General features: G+C 67.2%; 20 protein-coding genes and 2 pseudogenes. 9 read left to right on the forward strand and 13 right to left on the reverse strand.

Annotated features, from left to right (window positions below; translation table 11 throughout):
• Positions 1–63: 63 nt before the first annotated feature.
• A complete protein-coding gene (locus ABZS43_RS18050; RefSeq protein WP_355037038.1) occupies positions 64–540 on the forward strand; it encodes a nitroreductase family deazaflavin-dependent oxidoreductase in 477 nt (158 codons plus the stop codon).
• A gap of 21 nt (positions 541–561) precedes the next feature.
• Here ABZS43_RS18050 and ABZS43_RS18055 read toward each other — a convergent pair whose 3' ends face one another.
• The 7 genes from ABZS43_RS18055 to ABZS43_RS18085 form a co-directional block, all read right to left on the reverse strand.
• Complete coding sequence (locus tag ABZS43_RS18055; protein ID WP_355037039.1) at positions 562–744, reverse strand: hypothetical protein; 183 nt, start codon at positions 742–744, stop codon at positions 562–564.
• A 48-nt stretch (positions 745–792) separates the two neighbouring features.
• Positions 793–2,895 (reverse strand): glycogen debranching N-terminal domain-containing protein, encoded by a 2,103-nt coding sequence (locus ABZS43_RS18060; RefSeq protein WP_355037110.1) that lies wholly within the window; start codon positions 2,893–2,895, stop codon positions 793–795.
• A 65-nt stretch (positions 2,896–2,960) separates the two neighbouring features.
• Positions 2,961–4,058 carry a glycosyltransferase family 4 protein gene (locus tag ABZS43_RS18065; protein ID WP_355037111.1) on the reverse strand — a complete coding sequence of 366 codons (1,098 nt, stop codon included), beginning with the start codon at positions 4,056–4,058 and terminating at the stop codon, positions 2,961–2,963.
• A 484-nt stretch (positions 4,059–4,542) separates the two neighbouring features.
• Positions 4,543–5,235 carry a lysophospholipid acyltransferase family protein gene (locus ABZS43_RS18070; RefSeq protein ID WP_355037040.1) on the reverse strand — a complete coding sequence of 231 codons (693 nt, stop codon included), beginning with the start codon at positions 5,233–5,235 and terminating at the stop codon, positions 4,543–4,545.
• The gene (locus ABZS43_RS18075; RefSeq protein WP_355037041.1) at positions 5,210–5,539 is read right to left on the reverse strand and encodes a hypothetical protein; all 330 of its coding nucleotides are present in this window, start codon (positions 5,537–5,539) and stop codon (positions 5,210–5,212) included. The genes ABZS43_RS18070 and ABZS43_RS18075 overlap by 26 nt, the downstream gene beginning before the upstream one ends.
• Positions 5,540–5,665: 126 nt before the next feature.
• Positions 5,666–7,186, reverse strand: coding sequence for an amidase (locus ABZS43_RS18080; RefSeq protein WP_355037042.1), 1,521 nt, complete (start codon positions 7,184–7,186; stop codon positions 5,666–5,668).
• Positions 7,187–7,579: 393 nt separating this feature from the next.
• A complete protein-coding gene (locus tag ABZS43_RS18085; protein ID WP_355037043.1) occupies positions 7,580–8,506 on the reverse strand; it encodes an AraC family transcriptional regulator in 927 nt (308 codons plus the stop codon).
• 131 nt (positions 8,507–8,637) lie between these two features.
• Here ABZS43_RS18085 and ABZS43_RS18090 point away from each other — a divergent pair, with 131 nt between their 5' ends.
• A complete protein-coding gene (locus ABZS43_RS18090; RefSeq protein ID WP_355037044.1) occupies positions 8,638–9,192 on the forward strand; it encodes an SDR family oxidoreductase in 555 nt (184 codons plus the stop codon).
• A gap of 28 nt (positions 9,193–9,220) precedes the next feature.
• Here the strand turns inward: ABZS43_RS18090 and ABZS43_RS18095 are convergent, their stop codons facing one another.
• Entirely contained in the window at positions 9,221–10,429 is a 1,209-nt protein-coding gene (locus ABZS43_RS18095) for a site-specific integrase (protein ID WP_355037045.1), read from the reverse strand.
• 383 nt (positions 10,430–10,812) lie between these two features.
• Between ABZS43_RS18095 and ABZS43_RS18100 the strand changes: the two are divergent.
• Positions 10,813–10,905, forward strand: a pseudogene (locus ABZS43_RS18100) (hypothetical protein); the annotation flags it as partial.
• Positions 10,906–10,964: 59 nt separating this feature from the next.
• A pseudogene (locus ABZS43_RS18105) lies at positions 10,965–11,872 on the forward strand (Tn3 family transposase); the annotation flags it as partial.
• A 162-nt stretch (positions 11,873–12,034) separates the two neighbouring features.
• On the opposite strand, the gene ABZS43_RS18110 reads toward ABZS43_RS18105, so the two are convergent.
• The 3 genes from ABZS43_RS18110 to ABZS43_RS18120 form a co-directional block, all read right to left on the reverse strand.
• Positions 12,035–13,075: an alpha/beta hydrolase gene (locus tag ABZS43_RS18110; RefSeq protein ID WP_355037046.1), complete on the reverse strand. Its 1,041-nt coding sequence runs from the start codon at positions 13,073–13,075 to the stop codon at positions 12,035–12,037.
• Positions 13,076–13,178: 103 nt separating this feature from the next.
• Positions 13,179–14,276, reverse strand: coding sequence for a hypothetical protein (locus tag ABZS43_RS18115; RefSeq protein ID WP_355037047.1), 1,098 nt, complete (start codon positions 14,274–14,276; stop codon positions 13,179–13,181).
• The gene (locus ABZS43_RS18120) at positions 14,276–15,124 is read right to left on the reverse strand and encodes an SDR family oxidoreductase (protein ID WP_355037048.1); all 849 of its coding nucleotides are present in this window, start codon (positions 15,122–15,124) and stop codon (positions 14,276–14,278) included. The genes ABZS43_RS18115 and ABZS43_RS18120 overlap by 1 nt, the downstream gene beginning before the upstream one ends.
• A 113-nt stretch (positions 15,125–15,237) precedes the next feature.
• On the opposite strand from ABZS43_RS18120, the gene ABZS43_RS18125 reads away from it, so the two are divergent.
• The 3 genes from ABZS43_RS18125 (at position 15,238) to ABZS43_RS18135 (ending at position 19,065) form a co-directional block, all read left to right on the forward strand.
• Positions 15,238–15,900, forward strand: a complete 663-nt coding sequence (locus ABZS43_RS18125) for a TetR/AcrR family transcriptional regulator (protein ID WP_355037049.1) — start codon at positions 15,238–15,240, stop codon at positions 15,898–15,900.
• Between the two features lie 555 nt (positions 15,901–16,455).
• Positions 16,456–17,556: a hypothetical protein gene (locus ABZS43_RS18130; RefSeq protein WP_355037050.1), complete on the forward strand. Its 1,101-nt coding sequence runs from the start codon at positions 16,456–16,458 to the stop codon at positions 17,554–17,556.
• Between the two features lie 51 nt (positions 17,557–17,607).
• Positions 17,608–19,065 (forward strand): S8 family serine peptidase, encoded by a 1,458-nt coding sequence (locus ABZS43_RS18135; protein ID WP_355037051.1) that lies wholly within the window; start codon positions 17,608–17,610, stop codon positions 19,063–19,065.
• A gap of 75 nt (positions 19,066–19,140) precedes the next feature.
• On the opposite strand, the gene ABZS43_RS18140 is transcribed toward ABZS43_RS18135, so the two are convergent.
• Both ABZS43_RS18140 and rox read right to left on the reverse strand, forming a co-directional pair.
• Complete coding sequence (locus ABZS43_RS18140) at positions 19,141–19,848, reverse strand: SDR family NAD(P)-dependent oxidoreductase (RefSeq protein WP_355037052.1); 708 nt, start codon at positions 19,846–19,848, stop codon at positions 19,141–19,143.
• Positions 19,849–19,943: 95 nt separating this feature from the next.
• Positions 19,944–21,371 (reverse strand): rifampin monooxygenase, encoded by a 1,428-nt coding sequence (gene rox / locus ABZS43_RS18145; RefSeq protein WP_355037053.1) that lies wholly within the window; start codon positions 21,369–21,371, stop codon positions 19,944–19,946.
• A gap of 306 nt (positions 21,372–21,677) precedes the next feature.
• On the opposite strand from rox, the gene ABZS43_RS18150 reads away from it, so the two are divergent.
• On the forward strand, positions 21,678–23,510 hold the full coding sequence (locus tag ABZS43_RS18150; RefSeq protein WP_355037054.1) for a hypothetical protein: 1,833 nt from the start codon (positions 21,678–21,680) through the stop codon (positions 23,508–23,510).
• A 280-nt stretch (positions 23,511–23,790) separates the two neighbouring features.
• Positions 23,791–25,215: a three-helix bundle dimerization domain-containing protein gene (locus ABZS43_RS18155; protein WP_355037055.1), complete on the forward strand. Its 1,425-nt coding sequence runs from the start codon at positions 23,791–23,793 to the stop codon at positions 25,213–25,215.
• Position 25,216: the final 1 nt, after the last annotated feature.

Genomic DNA, 25,216 nt, shown 5'->3' on the forward strand with positions numbered 1-25,216 from the left:
GGCGACGGCCCGGATCGTAACCCGTGGCGACCGCGTCGCGCGCGGGTCTGCGAGGATTCGACGGTGGTATCCAATCCGTTGCCGAACCTGGCCCGCTGGCTCGGCAGGCAGCCCTGGGTGATGGGAACAGCGCGTTTCGTGCTGCCGACGGAGCGGTTGATCCGCGCGCTCAGCCGCAACAGAATCGGTGTGCTCGACATCGCCGGACTGCCGTCGCTGCGCATGACCGTGACCGGTCGTAAATCCGGGCTGCCGAGGGAGACCTCGCTGCTGTATGTGCCGCGCGGCGAGGATTTCCTGATCATCGGCTCCAACTGGGGCAGCCGGCAGCATCCCGTGTGGTCGGCGAATCTGCGCGCGGCGGGCACCGCGCTGGTCCGCTTGCACGGGGAGACCTTCCCGGTGAGCGCCACCGAAATCGATGGCGTCGACCGCGAACGCGCCTGGGATCTCGCGGTCGAGTTCTGGCCCGGCTACCGGGTCGAGGAACGGCTGGCGGGCGGACGCGAGTTCAGGATCTTCGAACTCCGCCGCCGCTGACGTTGGTGCCGCGTCCTGGGCTCAATTCCGCGCATTGCCGTAGCAGAACGCCGCCGCCGCCAGATATTGACGGCACTCCGGGCCGTGGCCTGCGTGGGTACTGCACAGGAAGCGCGCCAGATCGAGATCGAGATCGGTGGGGTCGGCGCCGCAATCGCGGTGCCGTGCGCTCCACAGATCCCTGGTGTCATGTGAGGTTTGCATCGTGCGTCTCCAACCTGCGTGTCGGTGGAGCGTGGTGGTGTCACATGGTCATTGCGTCACGAGTTTCCATTCGTCCGGCACCCGCGCGGTGGTGACCTGGTCGCCCTCGGCTTCCAGATCCACGGTCACCGAACCGAGACTCAGATCGCTGAGTTTGATGCGGCCCCATCCCCGCGGCACGCGCGGGCGGACCGTGAGCGTGCGTCCTGGAACATCGGGATCGAGTCCGAGGAACGAGCGGACCAGCAGCAGTGGCGCCGCACTCGCCCATGCCTGCGGGGAGCACGATGTCGGATACGGCACCGGCACCGGGAACTGGTCGCGCGAGAATCCGCAGAACAATTCGGGCAGCCTGCCGCCGAAGGAGGCCGCCGCGTCCAGCAGTCCGCCCGCGAGCCGTGTCGCCAGCTCGATCGCACCGGAAAGGTGGCGGTAACGCAGCAGACCGGCGACCGCGATCGCGGTGTCGTGCGGCCAGATCGACCCGCAGTGATAGCTCATCGGGTTGTACGCGCCCATCGACGAGGCCAGTGTTCGCATCCCGAAGCCGGTGTCCATCTGCTCACCGGACAGTCGTTCGATCAGTTCTTCGGCGTGCTCGTCGGTGACGATGCCGGTCCACAGGCATTGGGCCGCGTTACTCGTCAGCGCGTCGACGGGCCGTTTGCGCCCGTCCAGCGCGATGGCGAACCAACCCCGTTCCGGCAACCAGAACTGTTCGGCGAATTTCACGCGCAGTTCGGCGGCGCGTTCTCGCATCAAGCCGGCTGTGCGCGTGTCGTCGAAGGCTTCGGCCAGCTGCGCGCGGGCCAGGTAGGCCGCGTACACGTAGCCCTGGACCTCGCACAGCGCGATCGGCGCCTCCGCGAGATGTCCTGCGGCGTCGTTGATGCCGTCGAAACTGTCCTTCCAGCCCTGGTTGATCAGACCGCGGTCGGTGGCGCGTTTGTACTCGACGAAGCCGTCACCGTCGCGGTCGCCGTATTCGGTGATCCAGTAGATCGCCGCGTCGGCGGCGGGAAGCAGTTCCCTGATCGCCTCCGGGTCGGCGCCCCACCGATGGGATTCCGCCAACAGCATGACGAAAAGTGGTGTGGCGTCCACGGTTCCGTAATAGGTGTCTCCGCCGAGTACCTGGCCGCTCGCCGGGCCGCGGCGCATCTCGTGCATGATGCGGCCCGGCTCCTCCTCGGTGAGCGGGTCGACATCCTCACCCTGGAGTTCGGCGAGCTGCTGCAGCGTGCCGAGGGCCAGGTCGACCTCCAAGGGCAAGGTCATCCATGCGGTCAGCAGACTGTCACGGCCGAACAGGGTCATGAACCAGGGCGCGCCCGCCGCGACGAAAGGGCGACTCTCCCCGGTCTCGTCGTGAATCTGCAAGGCGCCCAGATCACTTTCCGAACGCCGTAGCACCTGGGTCAGCGTGGGGTTGGTGGCGATGATCTTCGTCGCCGTGTCACGCCACGCCGCGATCTTGCGGCACGGCGCGCTGCGGCCGTGATGTTCACCCGTCGCGCCCGGGGTTTGGGTGTGCTGATTGCCGACGGTCGGCCGGGCGATGATCTCGGTATGCCAGCGTCCGCCGGGTGGCACCACCACTCGCCAGTGCAGGGTGCCGGGCAGGACAGTGGGTTCCATGGTCGCGGAGATCGAGATACCGCGCATCCGATCGCTGCGGTCGAGGAGCAGTAATTCGCCCTCGGCGGTGGTGACGTCGGAGCGGGCGTGCCCGGCACGCCCCTCCTTGACCGCGAACAAATCCACGAAATCGGCGTCGATACGCAATTCCAAACCGACCGCGGTGGGCTCGCGGCCCATGTTCTCCAGAGTCAGCCGCTCGTGCATGCCGTCGGCGATCAATCGCTCCCGCACCACCAGCAGGGTGCTGTCGGCATATCCCGTCTGGGGCGGCCTGCGCAGCACGAATCTCGCGGTGAACGCTTCGGGACTGAGGACCGACAGCGATTCCGCCGGTCTGCCGTCCACCAGCAACTCCCACCGGGACAGGACCCGGGCGTCCCGGAAGAACAGCCCGTGCGGGCGTCCGGGTTCGACATCGCCGAGCCGGTTCGACAGGCAGAACGTGCCGCCTTCGACCAAGGTCACCGAACCGCCGAAACCGCCGAGCCCGGTCGGCTCTCCGGCATTCATGGGTGCCGGGGTGGTGAGCGCCTGGCTCGGCGATACGGGGTCCGGTGCTGTCCCGGGGTCCGGGCTCATACGCGCTCGCTCGCCACCGTACGGATGGGCACGGTCTTGTCGAGGCGTGCCAGGCGCGTCCTGCCGCGGTTGCGCAGCAGCTGGTGATAGATCCGCTCGTAGCCGCGGCCGAGCGTGCCACCGCCGAAATTCGCCGCCACGTGGGCGCGGCAGGCCGCCGGATCCATTCCGCGCACCTCTTCGATGGCCGCGGGCAGCTCGGCGGGATCCTCGCAGATGCGGCCGGTCACGCCGTCGACGATCACCTCGGATACCGCGCCGCCGCGCAGGGCGACGACCGGTGTTCCGCAGACCATGGATTCGATCATCACCATGCCGAACGGCTCCTCCCAGCGGATCGGGAACAACAGACACCGAGCATTGGCCAGCAGCTTGCGCTTGGCCGTCGCGTCGGCGAGCCCGAAGACGTAGTCGTTCGAGGTGAGCAGCGGACGGACTTCCCTCTCGAAGTACGCCTGTTCGATGGCTTCGCTGCACTTACCCGCCAGCACCAGTGGAATATTAGCCTCGTGCGCGGCTTTCAGGGCCAGATGCGGCGCTTTGTCCTCGGTGAATCGCCCGAGGAACAGTGCGTAGTCGCCTTTTTCGGCCTGATATGGCCACTGGTCCACGTGCAGCGCGTTGTGTACGCGCCCTACCCAATTCAGATCGGGGGCCAGTTCTTGCTGCCGGTCGCTGATGGCGACGAGGGATACCTCGGCGCCCAATTCGCGGTAGTACCGGTAGCAGTCGTCCTGGACCGGGCCGTGCACCGTCAGCACGGTCGGCAGGCCGAGTCCGAAGTACGCGGGGGCGTTCAGTGGTCCGGCGAAGGTGTGATCGTGCACCAGATCGATGCCCGAGGTGGTGGCGAGTTTCTCGATCGCCCGGCGAACCTTCAACGCGTGGACCACTTCCGGGAAAGGCTCGCCGAGACGCTCGGGCATCGCTCGGTCCCAGACGGGAATGAAATTGGCCTTGGTACCCGGTTCGCCTGCCCCGATGAGGGTGACATCATGGCCGCGGTCGACCAGTGCGTCGACCAGATCCGCGACGACGGCCTCGACCCCGCCGTAGGCCTTGGGGGGCACGTCGAAATACGGCGGAACGACCATCGCGATGCGGAACCGTTCGCCTACGTGATCGGTAGAAAGCAAGTCGGACGAGGTGATATGGGTCGAAACCGACTCGGATAAATCAGCGCTCATGACCATCCTTCCAACCGTTTGCACATCCACCCAGCACTCGGTGCGCTGGGCGCCGAACGTGGTGGCCGCCGCGGCGGAGGTGAAGACTAGAGCCTGCACCGCCGTCCATAGGGCTTGGTTGGCCTGGTCACGCTGTCGACGCGGCCAGGGGGGCCGAGAGAAACGTACCTCTAAACGAACGCCCGAAACCAGCGGTTGGTCTCAGATTTTGCTCGTCGGCAAACCTGGAGCGTGTCTTGGCTGCTCCTGGTGATGCGGTTATCCAAATGTAATTCGATAATGGAGTGTCGAGTCAGCAAATCTGAGGCAACGCGAGCGACCATCGCGCGCGTGACAGGCTTCCCGGAGTGCGGCGTGGCCCCGCGCTCCGGGCACGTGCTCGCGGGAAGGTTCATTCCGAGTCGGTGCGCATCATCTCGATGCGGGTCCGCAGATGGTCGAGGAGTTCGTCGGCGGAATCGAATTCGCCAGGATCGATGGGTTCGCCGAAGCGGATGGTCACCGGATGTGAGCGGTCGAAACGCCTGCCCTCGCGGGCAGGGGTCCGCAGTGGAAGGACACCGTCGGTGCCGATGGTGGCGACCGGAATGATCGGAACCCCCGTAGCGAGAGCGAGTTCGGCGACGCCGGGCTTGTACGGTTCGCTTTGCCCCGGTGGTACGCAGCGGCCCTCCGGGTAGATGAGCAGGACACCACCGTGGCGCAGAATCCATGTGCCGTCGTCGATCGCCCGCCGACCCGATTCGGCATTACGACGCACCACCGGGATGTGGCCGAGTCGCCGTACCAATGAGCCCACGAGCGGCCACGACCACAACTCCGCCATCGCGACCGCCATGGCTCGTCGGCGCAGCGCACCCCACAGGAATATCGCGTCGAGCATCGAAATGTGGTTGCTCGCGATCAGCACCGGTCCCTTCGCGGGGACGACCTCCCGATTGACCACGGTGACCCGCACGAACCGCGACCACGCGAGAAAACGCAGCAGTCTGCGCACGAGGTGGGTGGTGATCCAGGCACGTTTGCCCAGCCCGACGGGACGTCTGCGTGGTCCGGACCTATCGGAATCGTCTGCCTGCGCCATCGCGACGCCCTCCTCCTCGCACCGGACCGGTATCGCCGAAACGGTCGGCCTGCCCGTTCAGATGTGCGGCATTGTTTTCCGCGATTTCGCCGACGGTGCCGAGATCGTGATCGCCTGCGGTGCCGAGAAACTGGGTGCGGGCGGCGAGCAGGTCGCGCCAGTCCTGGTCGGTGCGGGCCCGCGCCTGGGCCAGGGTGGAGCCGAAGGCGTAGGGGGCCTCGGCCAGGGCCAGCAGCCGGATGCGGCGGAAGCGGTGCCAGTCGTCAGGGCCGAGCTGGTGGACGCGGACCGACTCGATATCCATGGCGATCATCATCCCCCACCGCGATTGGTTCCGACACGGCAGACATCCGCGCCGATCAGTCCGACACGAGTAACGTCGCGCTATCAATGATCTATCGAAATATTTTGTAGTACAGGGGAATTCATACTAGGTGACTGGTGGGATAGCGGTATTGCGGGGATGCGCTGTTCGGGTTCGCGCGTTACCGGTACCGCCCCATTCTGGTGCCTGGAAGCCGCCGATCTTCTCCTCGAGCAGTTCGGCCAGCCGCAGTGGGGTGCGGTCCTCGAACATCGGACCGATGAGCTGCACTCCCACCGGCAGACCTTCGGGGGACCGGCCCGCGGGTATGGCGGTGGCGGGCAGGCCGGGCATGGTGGCCACACCGGCCCAGACGAGCTGATCGAAGTACGGGTACTCGACGCCGTCGATGTGGATGTGCCGGTTCTCCAGACCTCCGTTGTGGTCGTGCGGGAAGGCGGGAGTGGGCGTGATCGGGCACACCACGGCGTCGAACTCGGCGAAAAGCTGCCGCCAGCCGTGGCGGTGGAGTTCTCGACGGTTGTTCGCCTCGACCCAGTCACGGTGGCTGAGCACCATGGCGTGCAGCCGCGCCGCATCGAGACTCCGATCCTCCGCGCTCAGTCCCGCGGCGCGGGTCCGCAACTGCTCGTACACGTCGACGGAAATACCCGCGGCGGCGGTCGACAGCATCAATAGCATGTAGAGCGTCGCCGCTTCGGTCGGATCGGGCAGCAGCGGACTGCGCCGTTCGACGCGGGCGCCCTCGTCGACGAGCGCCTCGGCGACCCGGTTCACGCCCGCCCGCACCGCCGATCCGGTCGGAATGAGCGGATGGTCCTCGAAGACCAAGACCCGGAAGTCGCAGAGCCGCTCGTGGCGCGCGGGCGGCAGTGCGACGTCGTAGGCGACGCCGTGGGTCAGCGGGTCCGGTCCGGCCATGACGTCGAGCAGCAGCGCGAGGTCGCGGGCAGTACGCGCCATCGGACCGACGACGGCCAGGTCGAGATCGGCCGGCAAGGCAGGTGCGGGCGGCGCGACCATGCCGCGGGCCGGCGCCAGCCCGAGCGTCGGCTTGTGCGCGTAGACACCGCAGAAATGCGCGGGGGTACGCAGCGAACCGGCGAGGTCGGAGCCGATGGACAGTGCGCCGAATCCGGACGCCAGGGCCGCCGCCGATCCGCCGGAGGACCCACCCGACGTGCGCTCGTGATCCCACGGATTGTTGGTAGTGCCATAGATCTCGTTGAAGCTCTGGATATCTCGTAGTATCAACGGCACATTGGTCTTACCGAGCAGCACCGCGCCGGCCGCCTTCAACCGCGACACCTGTACCGCGTCCTCGGTCGGTACGTAGTTCGCGTACTGAGGCATGCCCCAGGTCGTGGGCAGCCCGGCGATGTTGTAGGACTCCTTGACCGTCACCGGAATACCGAGCAACGGCCGGTCCTCGCCGCGGGCGCGCGCCTGGTCGGCATCGCGTGCGGCAGCTCGTGCACGGTCGAAGTCCGGCACACAGATCGCGTTGATCGCCTTGTCGTCGCGCTCGATACGAGCGATCGACTCCTCGGTCAGTTCTACCGAGGTCACCGCACCGACACGCAAGGCGGCCAAAATCCTTTCGGCCGCAAGAAAACTCCACTCCATAAATTGGACCCTACCGGCGTGTCGCAGCCGCTCGGCTCCCGCAAAAGTCGGCCACATTTACCGCGAGAAATCAAACGGGCCACCTTGATCGGCACAGTCACGCACTCGTCGAAACATCACACCAGGTCACGGCATCGACAGTGGGTCGGCCCCATTGGCGCGGGCCATGAAATCCTGATTCGCGCAATGGGAGAGATATCTCAATATCCATCAACCCCGTGCTACATTCGATTCACATCAAAAGACTGGTGACGTAGTGGTTGCATTTAATGCAATTCGTCCTCTTTTAGTGGTGACGTTGCGGTATTGCGTCGGTGCGGTATTCGTCGTAACCATGGTGATTACCGGCTCTTCACAGTTGAGGGTGTCGTTGCGGTCTGAACGGGACCTCGGTCAACGCGCCGGGTACACCGTCGCTGGCGGTGTCGATCCTTCGCGCTCGCGCCGATAGGCGCCAGGCGCGATCCGGTACTCCCGTTTGAACGCCTTGGCGAAAGCGAATTCCGAGGTGTAACCCACTTGCCGGGCGACGGTTGCGAGCGGGGCCCGGTCGCGGCGCAGCAGGCGGGCCGCCGTGATCATCCGCCAGCGAGTGAGGTAGGTGAGCGGTGGTTCACCTACCAATCTGGTGAAACGTCGGGTGAAAGTGGCTCGTGCCAAGCCGATCTCGCCCGCCAGGCGGTCCACTGTCCATTGTTCGGCGGGCTGGGAGTGCATCCGGTGCAAGCTGTGGCCGATCGCTCTGTCGGTCATTGCTGCGGTCCACCCTGTGGACTTGCCGTCGTACCAGGCGCGCAGGATGTAGATCAGCAGCGCATCCACCAATGCGGCCACGATGGCGTCGCCGCCGGGGTCTCGCGTCTCGATCTCGGCGCCGAGCAGTTCGACAGCGGCGTGCAACCGATGCTGCGGTCGGCCGGACAGTTGGACCACGTCGGGAAGGTCGGCGAGCAGTGGGTGCCGGATCCCTTGCTCGATCTGATAGGCCCCGGACACCACGACGGTTTCCGTGCCGTCACCGCCGACCGTGACCCTGTCGACGCGGCGGTCCACGACGAGATCGAGGGGCTCGGTGTCTCGGGTATCTGCGAGCGTGTGCACCGCCCCGCTGGGCATCAGTACGATGTCCCCGGCTCGCAGCGGGAGTGGATCGGCACCGTCGCGGAGCAGCCAGCAGTGGCCGTGCACGATCACATGGAAGCCGAATCCCTGCCGTCCGCCGAACCGCAATCCCCATGGCGCGCGAGCGCGGGTGTGTACGGACAGGGCGGGCGCCGTTGTCAGCGCGGCCACCGCATCGCTCAGGACATCAATCGCCATTGCGAACTCCCAGGTGATCCGATCAAGCATGTTTCGGGCATATTCCACCATGTTCCGGATCATTGTCGACCCATAACGTCAGTGCGGCAAAGCAATACGCGATCCTTCCGAATCGTCAAGAGGAGACCACCATGTCGCACATCCCGATCGCCGTCGTCACCGGTGCAGCACACGGGATCGGCCGCGCCGTCGCCGAGCGACTCGGCTCGATGGGAGCCGGTGTCGTCGTCAATTACCGTTCCGATGCCGCGGCAGCCGATGCCGATTACGACCGAGTATTCGACGCCAACTCCAGAGCCACGTTCGCCACCCTGCGCGCAGCCGCCCGACGTGTGGTCGACGATGGCCGAATCATCGTCATTTCCAGTGGCGCCGCCGTGATTCCGCGCGCGAACGCGAGCCTGTACGCCGCGAGCAAAGCCGCAGGCGATCAGCTTGTCCGGGTGCTGGCCACCGAGCTCGCGGTACGCCGAATCACTGTGAACAGCGTGCGCCCCGGCCCCACGCGCACCGAAAAGGTCGCGGCCACAGTACAGCCCGACCAGATCTCCGCGATCGCCGCCGAGATCCCACTCGGCAGGCTCGCCGAGCCCGCCGATATCGCCGATGTAGTCGCGTTCCTGGCTTCCGATGCCGGTCGCTGGATCACCGGGCAGACCCTCCATGCCGGTGGTGGGATGTTCTGACTCGCTCAGCGGATATTGATAAGACTCGTCACAGGCCGAGTTTGGTGACGGCGTTGTCCTCGAGCGGGTTCGCGGTGCGGATGTAGCCGTGGACGGTGCGGGGATTGGACCAGCGGCCTTGCCGCATGATTTCGCGGTCGCTGGCCCCGCCGAGGGCGGCCTGGGTGGCGAAGCCCGCTCGTAGTGAGTGGCCGGAGAACAGGTCGGGATCCAAACCCGCGCGCGCGGCATACCGTTTGACGAGTTCGGCGACGGCGCGGCCGGACATCGCCTCGGAGCCGACCGTGCCGTGACGAGTGATGGTGGGGAACAACGGTAGGGCGGTGTTCTCGGCGAGAGCGGTTCCGGCGAATCCGTGGCACCGATGGATGGTCGTGTCCGATTCCGGTGTCTCGGCGAGCCAGGCGCGCAGGCCCGAGATTCCACTCGCGGTGTGGGTTTCGAGCAAACGGATCCAATCGGCGAACGCGCAGACCGGACAGGTGCGGGGGCGTTGCCCGCGGGGGAGTGCGACGCGCTGTTCGGCGACACCTGTCGGGTCGGTTTTGGTGGTCGGCAGGTGAACGACCAGAACGGGTTCACCGGTCGCGTGATCGAGGTCGACCCGCACATCGGCGATGCGAAGGGCGGCGAGTTCGCTACGGCGCAGCGCACCAGCGAACCCCATCAGCAATGCGAGTCCGTCACGGCGGCGGGCGGGTTCGGTCGGCCACCCGGGTTCGGGCAATCCGGCCAGCAATTGATCGAGGGTGTGTAGCAGGACGGGGCGTTTGCGCGTCGGCGGAGTGCGGCGGGTTCGACGCATACCCCGCAGCGTCAAGCGCACTACATCGGTGCGGGTGGGCGAGGGTAATCCGTTGGCCGCGTGTACCGCCGCGATCGCGGCGGATTTGCGTTCCAACGTCGCCGGACTGAACGCCCACCGTCCGTCCGCGCGCCGAGCGTCCGCCGCCGCGGCCAGGTACACCGCCACATCGAGGGCGTCCGCGGGGAGTGCCTGCCGCCCTTCGGCCGCGCACCAGCCTGCCCACGCGATCCAATCGGTCCGGTAGGCGCGCAACGTATTCGCCGACTGCGACGCTTCCAGATAGCGCCGCAACGATCCGGCCTGGACGTCGTCGAATCGTTCCCGCACCAAACGCAACGCGGCGGCGTCGACCAGCACGCTGCGCACCCCACGCCGCAGCTCGGTCCGCACCGATTCCGGTAGCGCCACCACCGCGTCCGGCTCACTCACGCCATCCACCTCACCCATGCATTCCGCTGCCACCGACTCGATTCGTCAAGCCTATGCCCCGGATTCCGGCCCAGGTGCGAGTGCGCTCGCCGGTCGCACCGCCGGGTCCGCGGGCGTCGATGTCGCGCTGCCTCCCGCTGTGCGGCAGGGGGTGGTCGCGAGTGCCATGGCCGCTTGGATAGGGCACGCGCCGAACGGATGTGGCTCCCGAGGCGCGCCATCTGGGGGTTCCGGTAGTAACCGGCGAAAAACCAACGGAAATGGCGTAGCCGCAGCTGAACGCCGGTGAGGCCCGGTTCGCCCTGCGGTGGAGGCGGACTACTGGTTGGCTTGGCTTCCAACGCTATTGGTTGGTGTGGGAGGTCGGGTTCGTGTCGACGCGGGTGTTCGCGGATGAGGAGTTGGCTCGTCTGCGGGAGTTCCCGGAGATCGGCCGCGAGGAGCAGTTCCGGTACTTCACGCTCTCGCCGGCGGATCTGGCGTTCGTCGATCCCGGCCGAGGTCGTGGTCCGGCCGATCGACTCGGTATTGCGATTTCGTGCCCGCGAAGTGGCGCGGCTACCTCGATCAAGCCCGCAAGTCCGGCAGCGCGACGGCGTATCGGCACTACTGGGAGCTGCGCGCGCTGCTGGGAACCACAACGTGGCGAGTTCTGCTGCCTGGTCGGGCACCCGGCCGACCCTGGTCGCCATGGCCGGCGTGGTCGAGGAACTGCACACCGCGGTCGGTGGACTCGAGACGGTGCTCGCCGCCGGTGAGAGGCCGGTGCGGCTGGACGGCGAGTCCGGAGATCTGATCATTTCCCCGTTGACCGCCGAGGACGTTCCGGCTGAGGCGATCTCGCTCAAGGCCGACACGCCGGAGTTGAAACGTAACCTGATCGCGGTGCTGCTGGCGCACTCGACCAACCTCGGGTTGACGCGGATGGCCGAGGCCTGCGGCATTTCCTATGACATCTTGTCTTGGACCGACGAATGGTACGTGCGCGAGGAAACCTTGCGCGCGGCCAACCTGGTGCTGGTCGACTACCACCAGCGGCTGCCGCTGACGTCGGTGTTCGGTGCCGGGACGCTGTCCTCGAGCGATGGGCAGCGGTTCCCGACGCGCGGGAAATCCACGACCGCCCGGCCGATGAGCCGCTACTTCGCCCATGAGGGCATGATCCGGGCACGTCAGCTCACCGACCAAACCGAGCAAGCCTGGTGTCTCACCCTGGCCGCCAACGCCGTGATCGCCTGGACCACCGAGTGCTACGGGCTCGCCGTGGAACAGATGCGCCGGTCCGGGCAACGCATCGACGACGAGGCCCTGGCCCACATCTCACCCGCGCACAGCGCCAACATCAACTTCGTCGGCGCGATCGAAGTCGACATCGAGGGCGAACTCGCCGCGCTCGGCCCCACCGGCTACCGGCCGCTGCGGGGACGCGACACTCTGTTCTGACCCGCTTGGCCCGCACCCCGCAGGACGGGCGTATCGGTCCCTAGGAGCTCGCGGCGGGGCGGATCAGCGATCTCAGGGGCGGGGTCCGGCCCCCGAAGTGTCTGGGTGCTGGCTGTGGTTGCGTGTGGTGGGGCCGGTCGGGCAGCCCGGCGGGGTGGACCGTCAGGCGGTCGGGCCGTTGTTCGCGTCGATAATCTCGACGAACCGTTCGACGCTGTCGAGTGCGCTTCGTGCCTCCGTCAGCCGCGGGTATCCCATCTGGAACACATGGAACATTCCCGGCCACAGCTCGAGTTCGCACCGCCCGCCTGCCGCGCGCACTGCCGCGGCATAGTGTTGGGAGTCCGAGGCGAGAACCTCGCTGCCGCCGGCCTGCAACAGCATCGGCGGCAGGTCGGGTCCGACCGTGGCGAGGACATCCAGGCGCGGATCACTGAAATCGGTGTCCACGAAATAGGTTTGGGTGATCCGTCGACCGGTGCGGGCGGAGACGAACTGGTCCCACACGTGTGTGTTGTGGGCCGCCGCGAGCTGCCAGGTCGGGTCGACGAGGCTGGAGAATCCGATCACCGCCGCAGGCTGCTCGACTCCGAGTTCGCGGAGTTGGACGCACAGGCCCAGGGCGAGGTGGCCGCCGGCCGAATCGCCCATCACGATGATGTCGCTGGCTGTGTGCCCTTGGTCGATCAGCCACAGGTAGCCGTTGAGGATGTCGTCGTGGGCGGCGGGGAAGCGGTATTTCGGTGCTCGCCGATAGCGCACGGCGTAGGCGGGTCGGCGCAGTCGGCGTGTCAGTTCCGACACCAGGCCGCGGTGGGTCCACGGGCTGCAACTGATGTATCCGCTGCCGTGGATGTAATAGATCATCCGGGTGCCAGGCTCTGCCGGCCCGCCGACCCATTCTCCGATGGTCCGGCCGTTGGGTCCTGCGGCATCGACTCTCATGGGTGGCAGCGTCGGAGCGCACCACATCCGACAGGCCACGACCTGCGTTAGGCGGTAGCCGAGCACACCGAGCGGGGTATGCAGCGGCAGTAGCCACAGTGTGGGCCGCACGAAGATTCGCGACGCCCAGATGGTCAGCCACGCGGCGAAGGAGCGCGCCACCGTGATCACCGGATCATCGGAGCGACCGCTTGCCGGGTGCGGTGCGGCGGATTCGGCCGGCCGGGTCGAGGCGCTGACCGGATCGGGTGTGTTCATGGGGTTCCTCGAGATCAGGGTGCACAGGGAGGTCCGCCCGAACCGGCGGTGTGCGGGCGGGCGGGGAGTCCGGTCTCCGGTGCGGGTGGGGGGTCGAGCCTGGTTACCGGGTGGGGACGGTGATGGTGCCGTAGTCCAGGCCGCCGTGGCTGAAGGTCGGCACGACCGGCCACTGTCGCTTCCAGTTCGCGCATTCGGAGGACGGGATGATCTGGCGCCACTGCGGGTTCCGCGGCGACGGGCTGGCGAGGGTCTTCTCCTTCACCATGGAGTCGTACTGGTCGAGGGAGTCTTCGAGGGTGTTGGCGTTGAGCACGACCTCGCGGCCGTAGAACTGCGCGGTGCGGCGCACGCCGGGGATCTTCGACAGTTCGGGTTGCCAGCTGTCGGCGGCCATCCCGTTCTCCGACGACACCCACACCCCGTCGGGGGTGTTGACGACCAGAGAATGGTTGCCGTCGGTGTGGCCGGGTGTCCACAGCAGGCTGACCCCGACTCCGAGTTCTACATCGCCGTCGAAGATTTCGAGCCGGTCGGCGGGTACCCCGTTCATGCCGCCGTCGACATACCAGGCCCACTGCATGGGGTGCATGGACTCGAAGGTGCCCAGTTCCCGGCGGTGCACGAGCAGTTTGGCGTTGGGGAACAAGGGCTTGCGCGGTTCGGTCTCGCCTTCGATGGGCTCGCTGCTGCCCACGATCATGCGCGGGTCCTGGACGTGGAGGTGGTCGAAGCTGATGTAGTCCACGTCGTCGTTGGTCAACCCCAGACGCGGCAGCACCTGATCGGGGTCGTTGTAGTACTTGACGAACAGCGATTCCAGGCCGACGCGGCGGCTGAAGCGCTGCAACTGGCCGTAGAACGGGGCTTCCGCGGAACCGGCGGCTACGGTGGGTTCCCACACCAGGGTCTTCAGTTCGCCGTCGAAGCCCTCGAACTGGATCACGAACATGCGGTTGATGATCGAGATGAAGGGGTTGAGGTTGACCGAGTAGTTCTGGAACGCGTACTGCGCCGGATACGGCGCGGCGGCGATGTCGAAAGTCTTGACCGCTTTCACCTGCTCCTGGCGCAGAAATCGTTCCCGGTAGCTCAGTGCCGCTTCGCGAACGGCGTCGAGCCGCCGGCCCCGGGGCCAGATGTCGTGGACGCCGAAGAACTCCGGGATCGGGCGGACGGTGTCGGATTCGATGTTGGTCATCAGGATTCCTTCGGGTCGGTGGTCTCGGTCAGGGCGCGATGTTCGTAGCCTGCGCGGGTGTTCGAATTCCGTGTTGCCTCGACTTGGTTGGGCACCGTGCGGCGCAATACCTGGTCTCGGATCGACTGCGGTAGCACAGCGGTGATGCGGACCAGCAGACCGATCGAGGCCGGCACGGTGACCTCGAAACGTGGGCGGCGCAAGACCGCGACGACGGCGGCGGCGACGTCGCCGGGCTGCAACGGCGAGGTCGCGCCGCTGTCGGTGCCGATCGCGAGTTCGGTGTCCACGACGCCGGGCATGATCACCGAGATCTCGACGCCGCTGCCGCGCAGTTCCTCGCGTACGCCGGTGAGGTAGCCCAGGACGGCGTGTTTGGTGGCGGCGTAGGTGGATTCTCCGGGCGGGGCCAGTTTGGAGGCGGCCGAGGCGATGGTGACGATGTGACCGCGGCCGCGCTCGCGCATCGGCGGTGCGACCAAGCGCACGCCTCGGATCACGCCGTGCAGGTTCACCGCGAGCATGCGCTCGGTCGCGGTCTCGGGTTCGTCGTCGAAGGCCCCGACCCACATGACACCGGCGTTGTTGACCAACACGTCGAGTGGACCCCACAAGGCGGTGACTTCGGCGAGGAACCGGCGGAACGACCCGGTATCGGTCACATCGAGAGCGAACGCATGCACCTGACCCGGTAACGCCTGCGCGGTGGCCTCGGCGGCCTGGATATCGCGATCGCCGATCGCGACCCGGGCACCGGCCTCGGCGAGCTGGCGCGCGATCTCGCGCCCGATGCCCTGCGCACCGCCGGTGACGGCCACGATGCGCCCGGCCAGTGTCGTTTCCGTCATTGTGTGATGCCTTCCCTGCACGGCTCGACACAGCGATCAATGTTGGGCAATCGCGATTGTCAGAAATGGTTCGGCTAGTATTGCACTTCGTCGGCAGGAAGGAAAGGCCCCAAATGACCCGCCCGGGACCCTCCGGCCCGAAGCCCTCCGGCCGCAAGTACTCCGGTGTCGCTCCGGAGGAGCGAGTGCGTCAGCGCCGCGCGGCCATCCTCGAGTCCGCTTTGGAGCAGTACGGCACGACCGGCTACGCGGCCGCGTCGATCAAGCAGATCTGCCGCGGCGCCGGCGTCACCGAGCGGTACTTCTACGAGTCGTTCTCCAATCAGGAGTTCTGCCTGACCGCCCTCTACGACAACCTGGCCGAGGCCATGCGGGCGGAGACCAATACCGCACTCGAGCAGGCCGATCCCGATCTCGACGCACTCACCGCAGCCGGACTCGAAGCCTTCATCCACTACCTGACCAGCGACCCGCGCCGCGCGCGGGTAGTGCTCATCGAGGTCGTCGGGGTTTCACCGAACATGGAACAGCGCCGCCATCGGGTTCTGCGCGATTTCGTCGACACCGTGATGGCCATCTGGGCAACAGAGAGCCCTCGCTCGCTGACGCGAGGCCAGCGGTTGACCGCGACCGCACTGGTCGGCGGCGTCAACCACCTGCTGGTCGACTGGTTGATGGACGGTTGCCATGACGACCCCGCCGACCTCGTGACGGTCTGCGTGGACCTGTTCGCCGCCGCCCGCGCGCACTGGAACACCACCACATCGTCTTCATAGCCGCCCGCGACCTGCTCGACGCCGCCGCCGCCGTCGACGGGCACGGAACCGGCTGGGACCTGCACGAACTGCGCCACTCCGGCCTGACCCACCTCGGGGAATCCGGGGCCAGTCTGCTGGAACTGATGGCCAAGTCCCGGCACCGCAAAGCCGAGAACCCGCGCAGCTACTTCAAACCATCCCCGCAGGCAATGCGTGAGCTGACCTCGATCCTGGGCCCGGGAGCCGAACGCCGACGCTGACCAGCCGCTACGCCATATCCGTTGGTTTTTCGGCGGTTACTACCGGAACCCCACCTATCGCTAAGTGGTACGTACGTCCCATGGGGCATAGTTTTTCGGAGGTTTCGTCGTAATTTCGTTGCGTCACTACAAACCAAACGCAACAAAATAGATCCGCAGCGCAGAGGGCGGAGGCGGGATTCCTGACCGCCGATAATGTTCACTTATCGGCGGTCAGGACGATGGTGTCCGATTTCGAGCACCCCGGTGGCAGCGCCTATTTCGTTTCGTGTCGAATCGTTGGAATTGACGAAACCAACGTTACGATTCTCCGGTGTCCACTGTCTGTAACTATCCCGGCTGCGTTCGTCCCATCACCCGCGGCGGCGGTCCGGGTCGACCCTCCGAATACTGCGACCACCCCGAGCACACGCGATGGCGCGCTTGGCGGGAACGTCAACGGCAGCAGCAGGAATCGGAGCAAGGTGCTGCTTCCGTCACTGTGACGCCGCAGGGGCCGGTCACCGTCGCCCGGTTGCGGGCCGATGAATTGCTCGCGCAGTTCCGTACGCTGGCAGAACAATTGGGCGTCAACCTGAATGCCGCCGTCGCGGAACTGTCGGCGCTCGCAGATCCTTCTGTCGCCGAAGCGCAGGTGCAGGCGGTACAGGCCGACGCCGCGCGGCGGATCGCCGAGACCGAGATGGCCACCGTCGCGGCGGAACAGGCGCGGCGCGACGCCGAGGCGGCGCGTGAGGTGGCCGAATCGGTCGCCGATGACGCGGTGAATGCGGCCGAACAGGCCGAAGGCCGGATCGCCGAGGCGAATGCGGCCCGCGATGACGCGATGCGTGAGGTCGAACGCGTGACCCGCCAGGCCGCCGACGATGTTTTCGCCGCGCGCAGCGCGGCGGAAGCCGAGGTCCGCGCCGCGCGGCGCGAAGCGGCCGACGATATCGAGCGCGCGCGCCAGCAGGCTACCGAGGATGTGGAGTCGGCGCGCCGCAAAGCCGGCGCGGACCTCGAGCAGGCGCGGCGGGAGGCCGCCCAGCAGATCACCGCCGCGAGCGCCGAACGTGATCTGGCGGTGCAACGCGCCGCCGATGCCGAACGTGCCATCGAACGAGCCGAACACGCGGTGGCCGAACGGAATCAGGCCGTCACCGAAGCTCGCGACGAACTCGCCCGTCTCCGCGAGGAACTCGAACGCTCCCGTGCCGAACTCGCCGACCTGCGCCGTCACGCCGCGGCCGAAGTGGCGGCGGTGCGCGCCGAAGCGAACGCGGCACTCGAGCGTGCACGCGGCGAAGCCGCCGAACGACTCACCGCGCTCGATGACGCCCGAAGCCAAACCCTGGCGCGGGCCGAACGGGCCGAACGACAACTCGACGAGTTGCTCGCCGACGCGCGCCGGAGTCCGGATCCCGTCGGGTGAGGTGACCCGATTTGAGTGGCACCGGGCGCGCGCAGCGGGTTCACTATCTCTATGGCCCCCACCGATCAGGTTCGCAGCTCGGCCCCCTCGGTCCCGGGATCGCTGTGCGCCCCCGCGGAACTGATCGTGGTCACCCACGGTGCGGCGGCACCCCTCGCGCCGGACGTGTTGCGCGACAGCGTCGCCGCCGAGATCCGGCTCAGCGCATTGCTGCCGCCGGGCGCTCGGCTGTCCCGAATCTTCGGTCCCGCCGCCCGATTGCGGGGCAAGCTCGCCGCGACTCGACACGAGCCGGTCGCCGCGGAATTCCTGAACTACTTCACCGTGCGTGATGTGGTGGCCGATGTGGCGGAAGTGGCACAGCGGCTGCGTGATGACGACGCCGTGGACGGCGCCTATGTCAAACCGGCGGCCGAACCGCCGATCGCGCCGTTGCCGATCGCGCGCCGCGCCTTCGCGGAAGCGCCCCCGGTGACCCCGAATTTCGAAGCGCGCCAAGGATATCTGGAAGCCGCCCCGGGCGGAGTGGACGCACGATGGGCGTGGACGCGCCCCGGTGGACGCGGCGCGGGGGTACGGGTCATCGATATCGAAGGGGCGTGGCGGTTCAGCCACGAGGATCTCACCGGCAATCAGGGCGGGGTGATCGGCGGCGATCCGTCCACCGACGCGGGCTGGCGTAATCACGGCACCGCCGTCGCGGGTGCGATCAGCGCCGATGTCAACGCCTTCGGTATCACCGGGATCTCCCCGGAGGCCACCATCCGGGCGGTATCGATCTTCGGCGGCGGATCCGCCGCCGCGATTCGGACGGCGGCCGACGCACTCACCTCGGGCGACATCATCCTGCTCGAATTGCATCGCCCCGGTCCCCGCAGGGACTTCCAGAACCGCCCCGATCAGTCCGGCTATATCGCCGTCGAATGGTGGCCGGACGATCTCGCGGCCATCCGCTACGCGAACGCACGCGGTGTCGTCGTGGTGGAGGCCGCGGGCAATGGCGGGGAGGATCTGGACGACGCGATCTATGACATCCGGCCCGTCGATTTCCCGTCGACCTGGCGCAACCCGTTCCATGCCGACGACGAGGGCTCCGGCGCCATCGTGGTCGGAGCGGGCGCGCCGCCGCCGGGCACCCACGGCCGCGACCACGGCCCTGCCCGTTCCCGACTCGCCTTCTCCAACTACGGCTCCCGAGTCGACACCCAGGGTTGGGGTCTCGAGGTGACCACCACCGGTTACGGCGACCTGCAGGGCGGCAGCGACGAGGACTACTGGTACACCGATCAATTCAGCGGAACCTCCAGCGCCTCGCCGATCGTCGTCGGCGCCCTCGCCTGCTATCAGGGAATCCATGCACACGAGGTGGGTGCGCGCACCCCTGCCGAGATCCGGGCACTGCTACGCGGAACCGGATCACCGCAGGCAGCCGCGCCGAACCGGCCCACAAGCCAGCGCATCGGCAATCTGCCCGATATCCGTGCGATGGTCGGGGACGGCCGGCCGTGACACCTACCGCTGAGGGGCACCGCGCCTCGATGGACCCCGTCATCGGCTCGGTGGTCGCTCACGGGCCGGTTCCGTTCACCAGGGGAGCGGGCCTTCGGCGTCGAAGTAGCCGCCGGTGGGGCCGTCGGAGCCGATGTGCGCCATACACACGATGACTTCAGCGCCCCTTTCGACGGTCTGCGCGCCGGTATTCCCATTCAGATCGGTCTTGGTGAAACCGGGTTCCACCGCGTTGATCCGCATATCCGGGAACGCCTTCGCATACTGCACGGTGATCGCGTTGAGCGCGGTCTTCGACGCGGGATAGGCGACGCCCGGATAGGCGTGGGTCGCAGTGCCCGCCTCGGACCGCCGGGTCAGGGACGCAAGTGCGCTGCTGACATTGACGACGACCGCGGCGGTGGAGCGTTGCAGCAGCGGGAGGAAGGCGTGCAGCACGCGCACCGGGCCGAAGACGTTCGTCTCGAATGTCTGCCGCATCATCTCGGCGGTGACATCGGCCGCGCCGACGATGGCGCCGGGGCTCATCTCGACCTGGATACCGGCATTGTTGATCAGGACATCCAAACCTCCTTCTGCCTCGATGAATTCGACCGCGGACCGCACCGACGCGTCGTCGGTGACGTCGAGGTGAACCGCCCGAGCACCCAGTTGCTCGGCGGCCACGCGGCCACGTTCGGCATTGCGACTGCCCAGATACACGAGGTGACCCGCCGCGACGAGTCGGCGGGCGGTCTCGAAACCCAGCCCCTTGTTTGCTCCGGTGATCAATGTTGTTGTCATGCCTCGACGCTAGGAATTCGAGCGTGCTCGAAGTCAAGTCGACACCGCTGAACTCGAATGACCCGCAATTCTGCGGCGAGACCGGACAAACCTTTTCAGCCGACGGCAGCGCCGAACCACGTGGGCAGCCGAGCCGCCAGATCCTGCTGATCCTCACCGACCCAGGCCACGTGGCCGTCCGGCCGCAGCAGCACCGCGGGCACGTCCAGTTCCTCGCTGACGTCGACGACGTGGTCGACCCGATCCGCCCAGCCCGCCACCGACAGCCGCCCGGTCTGGTCGAGCAGCAGCCCGCGCCCGCCGTGCATCAGCTCGTAGAGGCGCCCTCGCTTCAACCCCACGTCCCGCAGTCGCCTGCCGAGCAGTTCATGGCCCTCACCGAAGTCGTAGCCGACCCCGATCGCGATGATCTTCTCGATCAGGTACCGGTTCACGTCATCGAAGTCCATCAGTTCCGACACCAGTCGGCGCACTGCCTGAGGGCCCGGTTCGAGGGACATCAACTCCATCTGCGCGCGGGTGTTGTTCAGTACGTCGGCGGCCACCGGATGTCGTTCGGTCTGGTAGGTGTCCAGCAGCGCTTCCGGCGCCCAGCCGTTGACCTCGGCGGCCAGTTTCCAGCCGAGGTTGAACGCGTCCTGGATGCCGAGGTTGAGCCCCTGCCCGCCCGTCGGCGGATGGATGTGCGCCGCGTCGCCTGCCAGCAACACCCGGTCGACACGGTAGCGCTCGGCCTGCCGGGTGGCGTCGCCGAAGCGGGACAGCCAGCGCGGTGAGTGCATGCCGAAATCGGTGCCCGCGAGCTCCCGCACCTGCTGCTCGAGCTCATCCAGGGTCGGCGGGACCGCGCGGTCCTCGGCCACGCCCGCGGCGGGCGCGACGACGCGATACACCCCGTCCCCGAGGGGCATTGCGCCGAACCGCAGCTGGGTCTTGCGGACTTCGGCCACCACGGCGTTCAACGTCTCCGGCTCCGCGGTCAGCTCCACCTCGCCCAGCAGCGTGTCCACTCTGCTCGGCTCGCCGGGGAAGTCGACGCCGAGCAGCTTGCGCACCGTGCTGCGGCCGCCGTCGCAGCCGACGAGGTAGCGCGAGCGCAACCGCGTGCCATCGGCCAACTCGACGGTCACCCCGTGCTCGTCCTGGCTCAGCCCGACCAGTTCGCAGCCGCGCCGGATCTCGACGCCGACTTCGATGGCGTGTTCGGTCAGCAGGCGTTCGGTGACGGTCTGCGGGATGCTGAGGACGTACGGATACGAGGTGTCGAGTCGTTCGGGCGCGGGCTTGGCGATGCCCGCGAAGAAACCTCCGAGCGGATACTGCCGGCCGAGCGCGAGGAAGCGCTCCAGCAGACCGCGCTGGTCCATTATCTCGACACTGCGCGCGTGCAGGCCGAGCGCGCGGACAATCCTGGTCGGCTCCGCGTCTTTCTCCAGCACGAGCGCGTGCACGCCGTGCAGCCGCAACTCACCGGCCAGCATCAAGCCCGTCGGTCCGCCGCCTGCCACGATCACGTCGATCATGAAAACCCCCATTCGATGAATTGCGTTCCGGCCAGCCACTTCGCTGGTCCCGGATTTCCGCAGGTACTGGCCTCGGCCCGCTATTCTGCGGCACGACCGGGGGCTTGCCGCAAGGCCCCGGGTGCGCTATATGTTGAGAGTGGCAAGGAGTGGATAACCTCCTTGCCTTTGCTGTGTGCCCCGCTGCTGTGTATTCCGCCGTGGACGGACGATCTCGTCCCGACATGGCAACGCGCCGAACGTCATTGGACCGCAGGCGGATCACTCCCGGCGCTCGGATGCCGGACATCGCTAGGGTGGAGTGCCATGGACACCGCGCTGGCCGCCCGTTCGGAGCACGTGCCCGGCCGGGACGCGACGTCGCAACCTCGGATGGCGGCGGGCGGGCGCGGGATCGTCATCGTGGCCATGTGCCTGGTCCTTGCGCAGTTGGGGTTGCGCTGGTGGGTGGCGGACAGCGGGTATTTCTATTGGGACGATCTCGTCGTGGTGAGCCGGGCCGCGCGGTTCCCGCTGCTGTCGCAGGATCTGCTGCTGTACGACCACGACGGGCATTTCATGCCGCTGGCCTTCGCCGCCGCCTGGGTGGTGACGGCGGTGGCGCCGCTGGCGTGGGCGGGTCCGGTGGTGACGCTGCTGATCATGCAGCTGGCGGTGTCGCTGGCTGTCCTTCGTCTGCTGATCGTGGTGGTCGGCAAGCGGTGGACGATTCTGGTTCCGCTGGTGTTCTTCCTGTTCTCCCCGCTGACCCTGCCCGCTTTCGCCTGGTGGGCGGCCGCGCTCAACGCGCTGCCCCTGCAATTCGCGTTGGCCTGGGTGATCGGTGACGCGATCCTGCTGATCCGCACCGGACGACGCCGGTACGCGGTGTCGGGCGTCGTTGTCATCGCGATGGCGCTGCTGTTCTTCGAGAAGGCGGTGCTGGTTCCGGTCGTCGCGTACGCGGTGGCAGTGCTCGCGCACTACGTCGACGGCAGCGGCGGTATCGGCCGTGCCGGACGGACGGTGCTCCGTCGCGGTGCGCCGCTGTGGATCGGTTCGGTGATCGCGCTGGTGTGCTGGTTCGCCGTGTACCTGACGGTCATCGACACCTCGTCGGTGCACTACAGCCCGAATGAAGTGCGCGGACTGCTGCCGGGCGCGACATCCTTCGGCATGGTGCCGACCCTGCTGGGCGGGCCGTGGAGATGGGAGCGATGGCTGCCGTCGACGCCGTGGGCGGATCCGCCCGGCTGGGCGGTCGCGACGGCATGGGCCGGGGTGCTCACGCTGTTGGTGTGGTCGCTGCGTGCCAGGAGGCGGATGGGGCCGGTGTGGTTGCTGGCGGCGGGTTATGTGGTGGTGGCGCAGTTGCCGGTGGCGTTGGCGCGCACCGGGCCCAATACCGCGAATGAACTCATGCAGTCGCTGCGCTACTTCGCTGACGTGACGGTGGTGCTCACCGCGGCGGCGGCGCTGTTCTCGCGTGCGCGCCCCCGCGATCGGGGGGCCGCGCCACCCGTGCGTACGGTCGCGGCGGTGACGGTGGTATTCCTGGTGAGCAGTCTGTGTTCGACCTACACCTTCGTCCGCTCGTGGCGGGTGACGCCGACCGAAACCTACATCACGAATGTGGCTTCGGCACTGGAGGATTGGGACGGTGTGCCGCTGCTCGAGCAGGAGGTGCCGTGGAATGTGCTCAATCCCCTTGCCTATCCGGAGAATCTCGCGGACCGGGTCCTCGCGCCCATCGCGCCACCCGGCGTCTTCGCGGATTCGACTCCGCGACTACGCATGATCACCGACGACGGCGCTATCGTCGACGCGGTCGTGTGGTGGAATCGCAGCATCGTGCCCGGACCGGAACCCGCGTGCGGTCACCGGATCAGCGGCCCCCGACCGGTGGACGTGCCCCTCGACGGCCCGATGCTCGAACACGAATGGACCGCGCAACTCAACTATCTCGCCAGCGGCGACGGTCGTATCACCGTCGCACTGCGGTCGGGAACCACCGTCGTCGCACCGGTTCGACGGGGACCGAACACCGTTTTCGTCCGGATCGTCGGCAGTGGTTCCGCACTTCGGATCGGCTCCGCCACAGCGGGGCTCGACGTGTGCGTCGGAGTCGGACCCGTGGGTGTCGCCTCCTACGATTTCTGAGTCGAGCCGTAAACGGCTGGGCAACAACCGATGACGGACAGTCGAGACCATCTTGAACTCTGCGCGGCGGTCAAGGACAGGTGATGCGCACCGGCGTGAACCCGGAGACCTGGTCTGACCTGCGGCCGATCGCTTGCTGAGATACCAACGGACACAGCTGAATCGGTAGGCGAGACCACGCACTGCCGGGTGTCGTCGCGACGGCGATGGCGGTATGGTTCGGCGCGCGGACAGCCCGGGTGCTGTCGTCGAATCCGAGGTGTGAGGTCGAGGAGAAGTAGTGGCTGTCGATACCGTTCGCGAGGAGAAGGCGATCGGCCGGTTGACCGATAGCCTGCTCGACACCTACCGCGACATCCATTCCGCCGAGCGGGTGGAAGCCGAGATCAGTGTGGCCAGGCAGCGATTCGCCGGTAATCCGGTCCGGGAATTCGTCCCCATCCTCGTCGAACGGGCGGTGCGCAGGGAGCTCGAACCCGACACCGCGTCCGTCGACACCGCGTCCGTCGACACCGCGTCCGACGACACCGCGTCCGACGGCGCGGCGGCCGACGCCATCGCCGCGCCCGTTCCGGAACGCCCGGTTCCTGGGCAGCGCGCGGCGACGCGTGCCGTCCCGCTGTCGAGCCGGCGCAACGCCATACTGCTCGGCGGCGCGGCGGCCTTGGTGGCGGTCGTCGTGGTTTCCTTGGCGGCGCGCGAGCCCGCCCCGGTCGCGGCGGGGGGAGGCTCCGCGCTCACCGTCGTGCGCGGCGTGGTCGGTTCGGAGAAGATGCCTTTCTTCCAGGATCCGCGGGTGATCGACGCGCTGGCCGCCCACGGTGTGCGGGTGGAGGTCGAGGCGGCCGGATCGCGGCAGATCGCCACGTCGATCGATCTCGCCGCCTACGACTTCGCCTTCCCGTCGAGCGCTCCCGCCGCCGAGCGAATCCAGCGCGCCCGCGGAATCACCACCAAATACACCCCGTTCTCCTCGCCGATGGCGATCGCGACATTCCAGCCGATCGTGGATCTGTTGACCCCGGCCGGGGTGGTGAAACCGGGAGCGACCCCGACCATCGACATGGCCCGCTATCTGGAACTGGTGCGCGCCAACACCGAATGGGCGCAACTACCCGATAACACCGCCTACCCGGTGCGCAAGAACATCCTGGTCACCACCACCGATCCCAGGACATCGAATTCGGCGGCCATGTACCTGTCCATCGCCAGTTTCGTCGCCAATGACAATGCGATCGTGCAGGGCACGCCCGCCGAGCAGGCGGTGCTGCCGACGGTGGCCAAATTGTTCGTTGGCCAGGGCTACACCGAGAACACCACCGAGGGCCCGTTCCAGGAGTACCTGACTTCCGGGATGGGCGCTTCCCCGATGGCGCTGATCTACGAGGCGCAATTCGTGGAGGCCACCGCCCGCGGACAGATCAAACCCGGCATGGTGCTGGCGTACCCGTCGCCGACGGTGCTGTCCAAGCACACCCTCGTCCCGCTGCGCGGCGGTGGCGACACCATCGGACGCCTGCTCACCGACGACCCGGCCCTGCGGGAACTGGCCGCCCGGCACGGTTTCCGCACCGGCGACGCGGCCCAATTCGCTTCGGCCACCCGTGGCGTGCCGCTGGCGGCCGAACTCATCGACGTCGTCGAAACTCCCACCTACGAAACCCTCGAGCATCTACTCGACGGTGTCACCAAGTCCTACAACTGAG

Origin of the sequence: Nocardia sp. NPDC005366 (assembly GCF_040606855.1) — a bacterium.
Lineage (GTDB): Bacteria > Actinomycetota > Actinomycetes > Mycobacteriales > Mycobacteriaceae > Nocardia.

Coding starts and splice junctions, on each gene's coding strand:
- ABZS43_RS18055 (WP_355037039.1), bottom strand. CDS start 744: ATGCAAACCTCACATGACACCAGGGATCTGTGGAGCGCACGGCACCGC.
- ABZS43_RS18060 (WP_355037110.1), bottom strand. CDS start 2,895: ATGAATGCCGGAGAGCCGACCGGGCTCGGCGGTTTCGGCGGTTCGGTG.
- ABZS43_RS18065 (WP_355037111.1), bottom strand. CDS start 4,058: ATGGTCGTTCCGCCGTATTTCGACGTGCCCCCCAAGGCCTACGGCGGG.
- ABZS43_RS18070 (WP_355037040.1), bottom strand. CDS start 5,235: ATGGCGCAGGCAGACGATTCCGATAGGTCCGGACCACGCAGACGTCCC.
- ABZS43_RS18075 (WP_355037041.1), bottom strand. CDS start 5,539: ATGGATATCGAGTCGGTCCGCGTCCACCAGCTCGGCCCTGACGACTGG.
- ABZS43_RS18080 (WP_355037042.1), bottom strand. CDS start 7,186: ATGGAGTGGAGTTTTCTTGCGGCCGAAAGGATTTTGGCCGCCTTGCGT.
- ABZS43_RS18085 (WP_355037043.1), bottom strand. CDS start 8,506: ATGGCGATTGATGTCCTGAGCGATGCGGTGGCCGCGCTGACAACGGCG.
- ABZS43_RS18090 (WP_355037044.1), top strand. CDS start 8,638: ATGTCGCACATCCCGATCGCCGTCGTCACCGGTGCAGCACACGGGATC.
- ABZS43_RS18110 (WP_355037046.1), bottom strand. CDS start 13,075: ATGAACACACCCGATCCGGTCAGCGCCTCGACCCGGCCGGCCGAATCC.
- ABZS43_RS18115 (WP_355037047.1), bottom strand. CDS start 14,276: ATGACCAACATCGAATCCGACACCGTCCGCCCGATCCCGGAGTTCTTC.
- ABZS43_RS18120 (WP_355037048.1), bottom strand. CDS start 15,124: ATGACGGAAACGACACTGGCCGGGCGCATCGTGGCCGTCACCGGCGGT.
- ABZS43_RS18125 (WP_355037049.1), top strand. CDS start 15,238: ATGACCCGCCCGGGACCCTCCGGCCCGAAGCCCTCCGGCCGCAAGTAC.
- ABZS43_RS18135 (WP_355037051.1), top strand. CDS start 17,608: ATGGCCCCCACCGATCAGGTTCGCAGCTCGGCCCCCTCGGTCCCGGGA.
- ABZS43_RS18140 (WP_355037052.1), bottom strand. CDS start 19,848: ATGACAACAACATTGATCACCGGAGCAAACAAGGGGCTGGGTTTCGAG.
- rox (WP_355037053.1), bottom strand. CDS start 21,371: ATGATCGACGTGATCGTGGCAGGCGGCGGACCGACGGGCTTGATGCTG.
- ABZS43_RS18150 (WP_355037054.1), top strand. CDS start 21,678: ATGGACACCGCGCTGGCCGCCCGTTCGGAGCACGTGCCCGGCCGGGAC.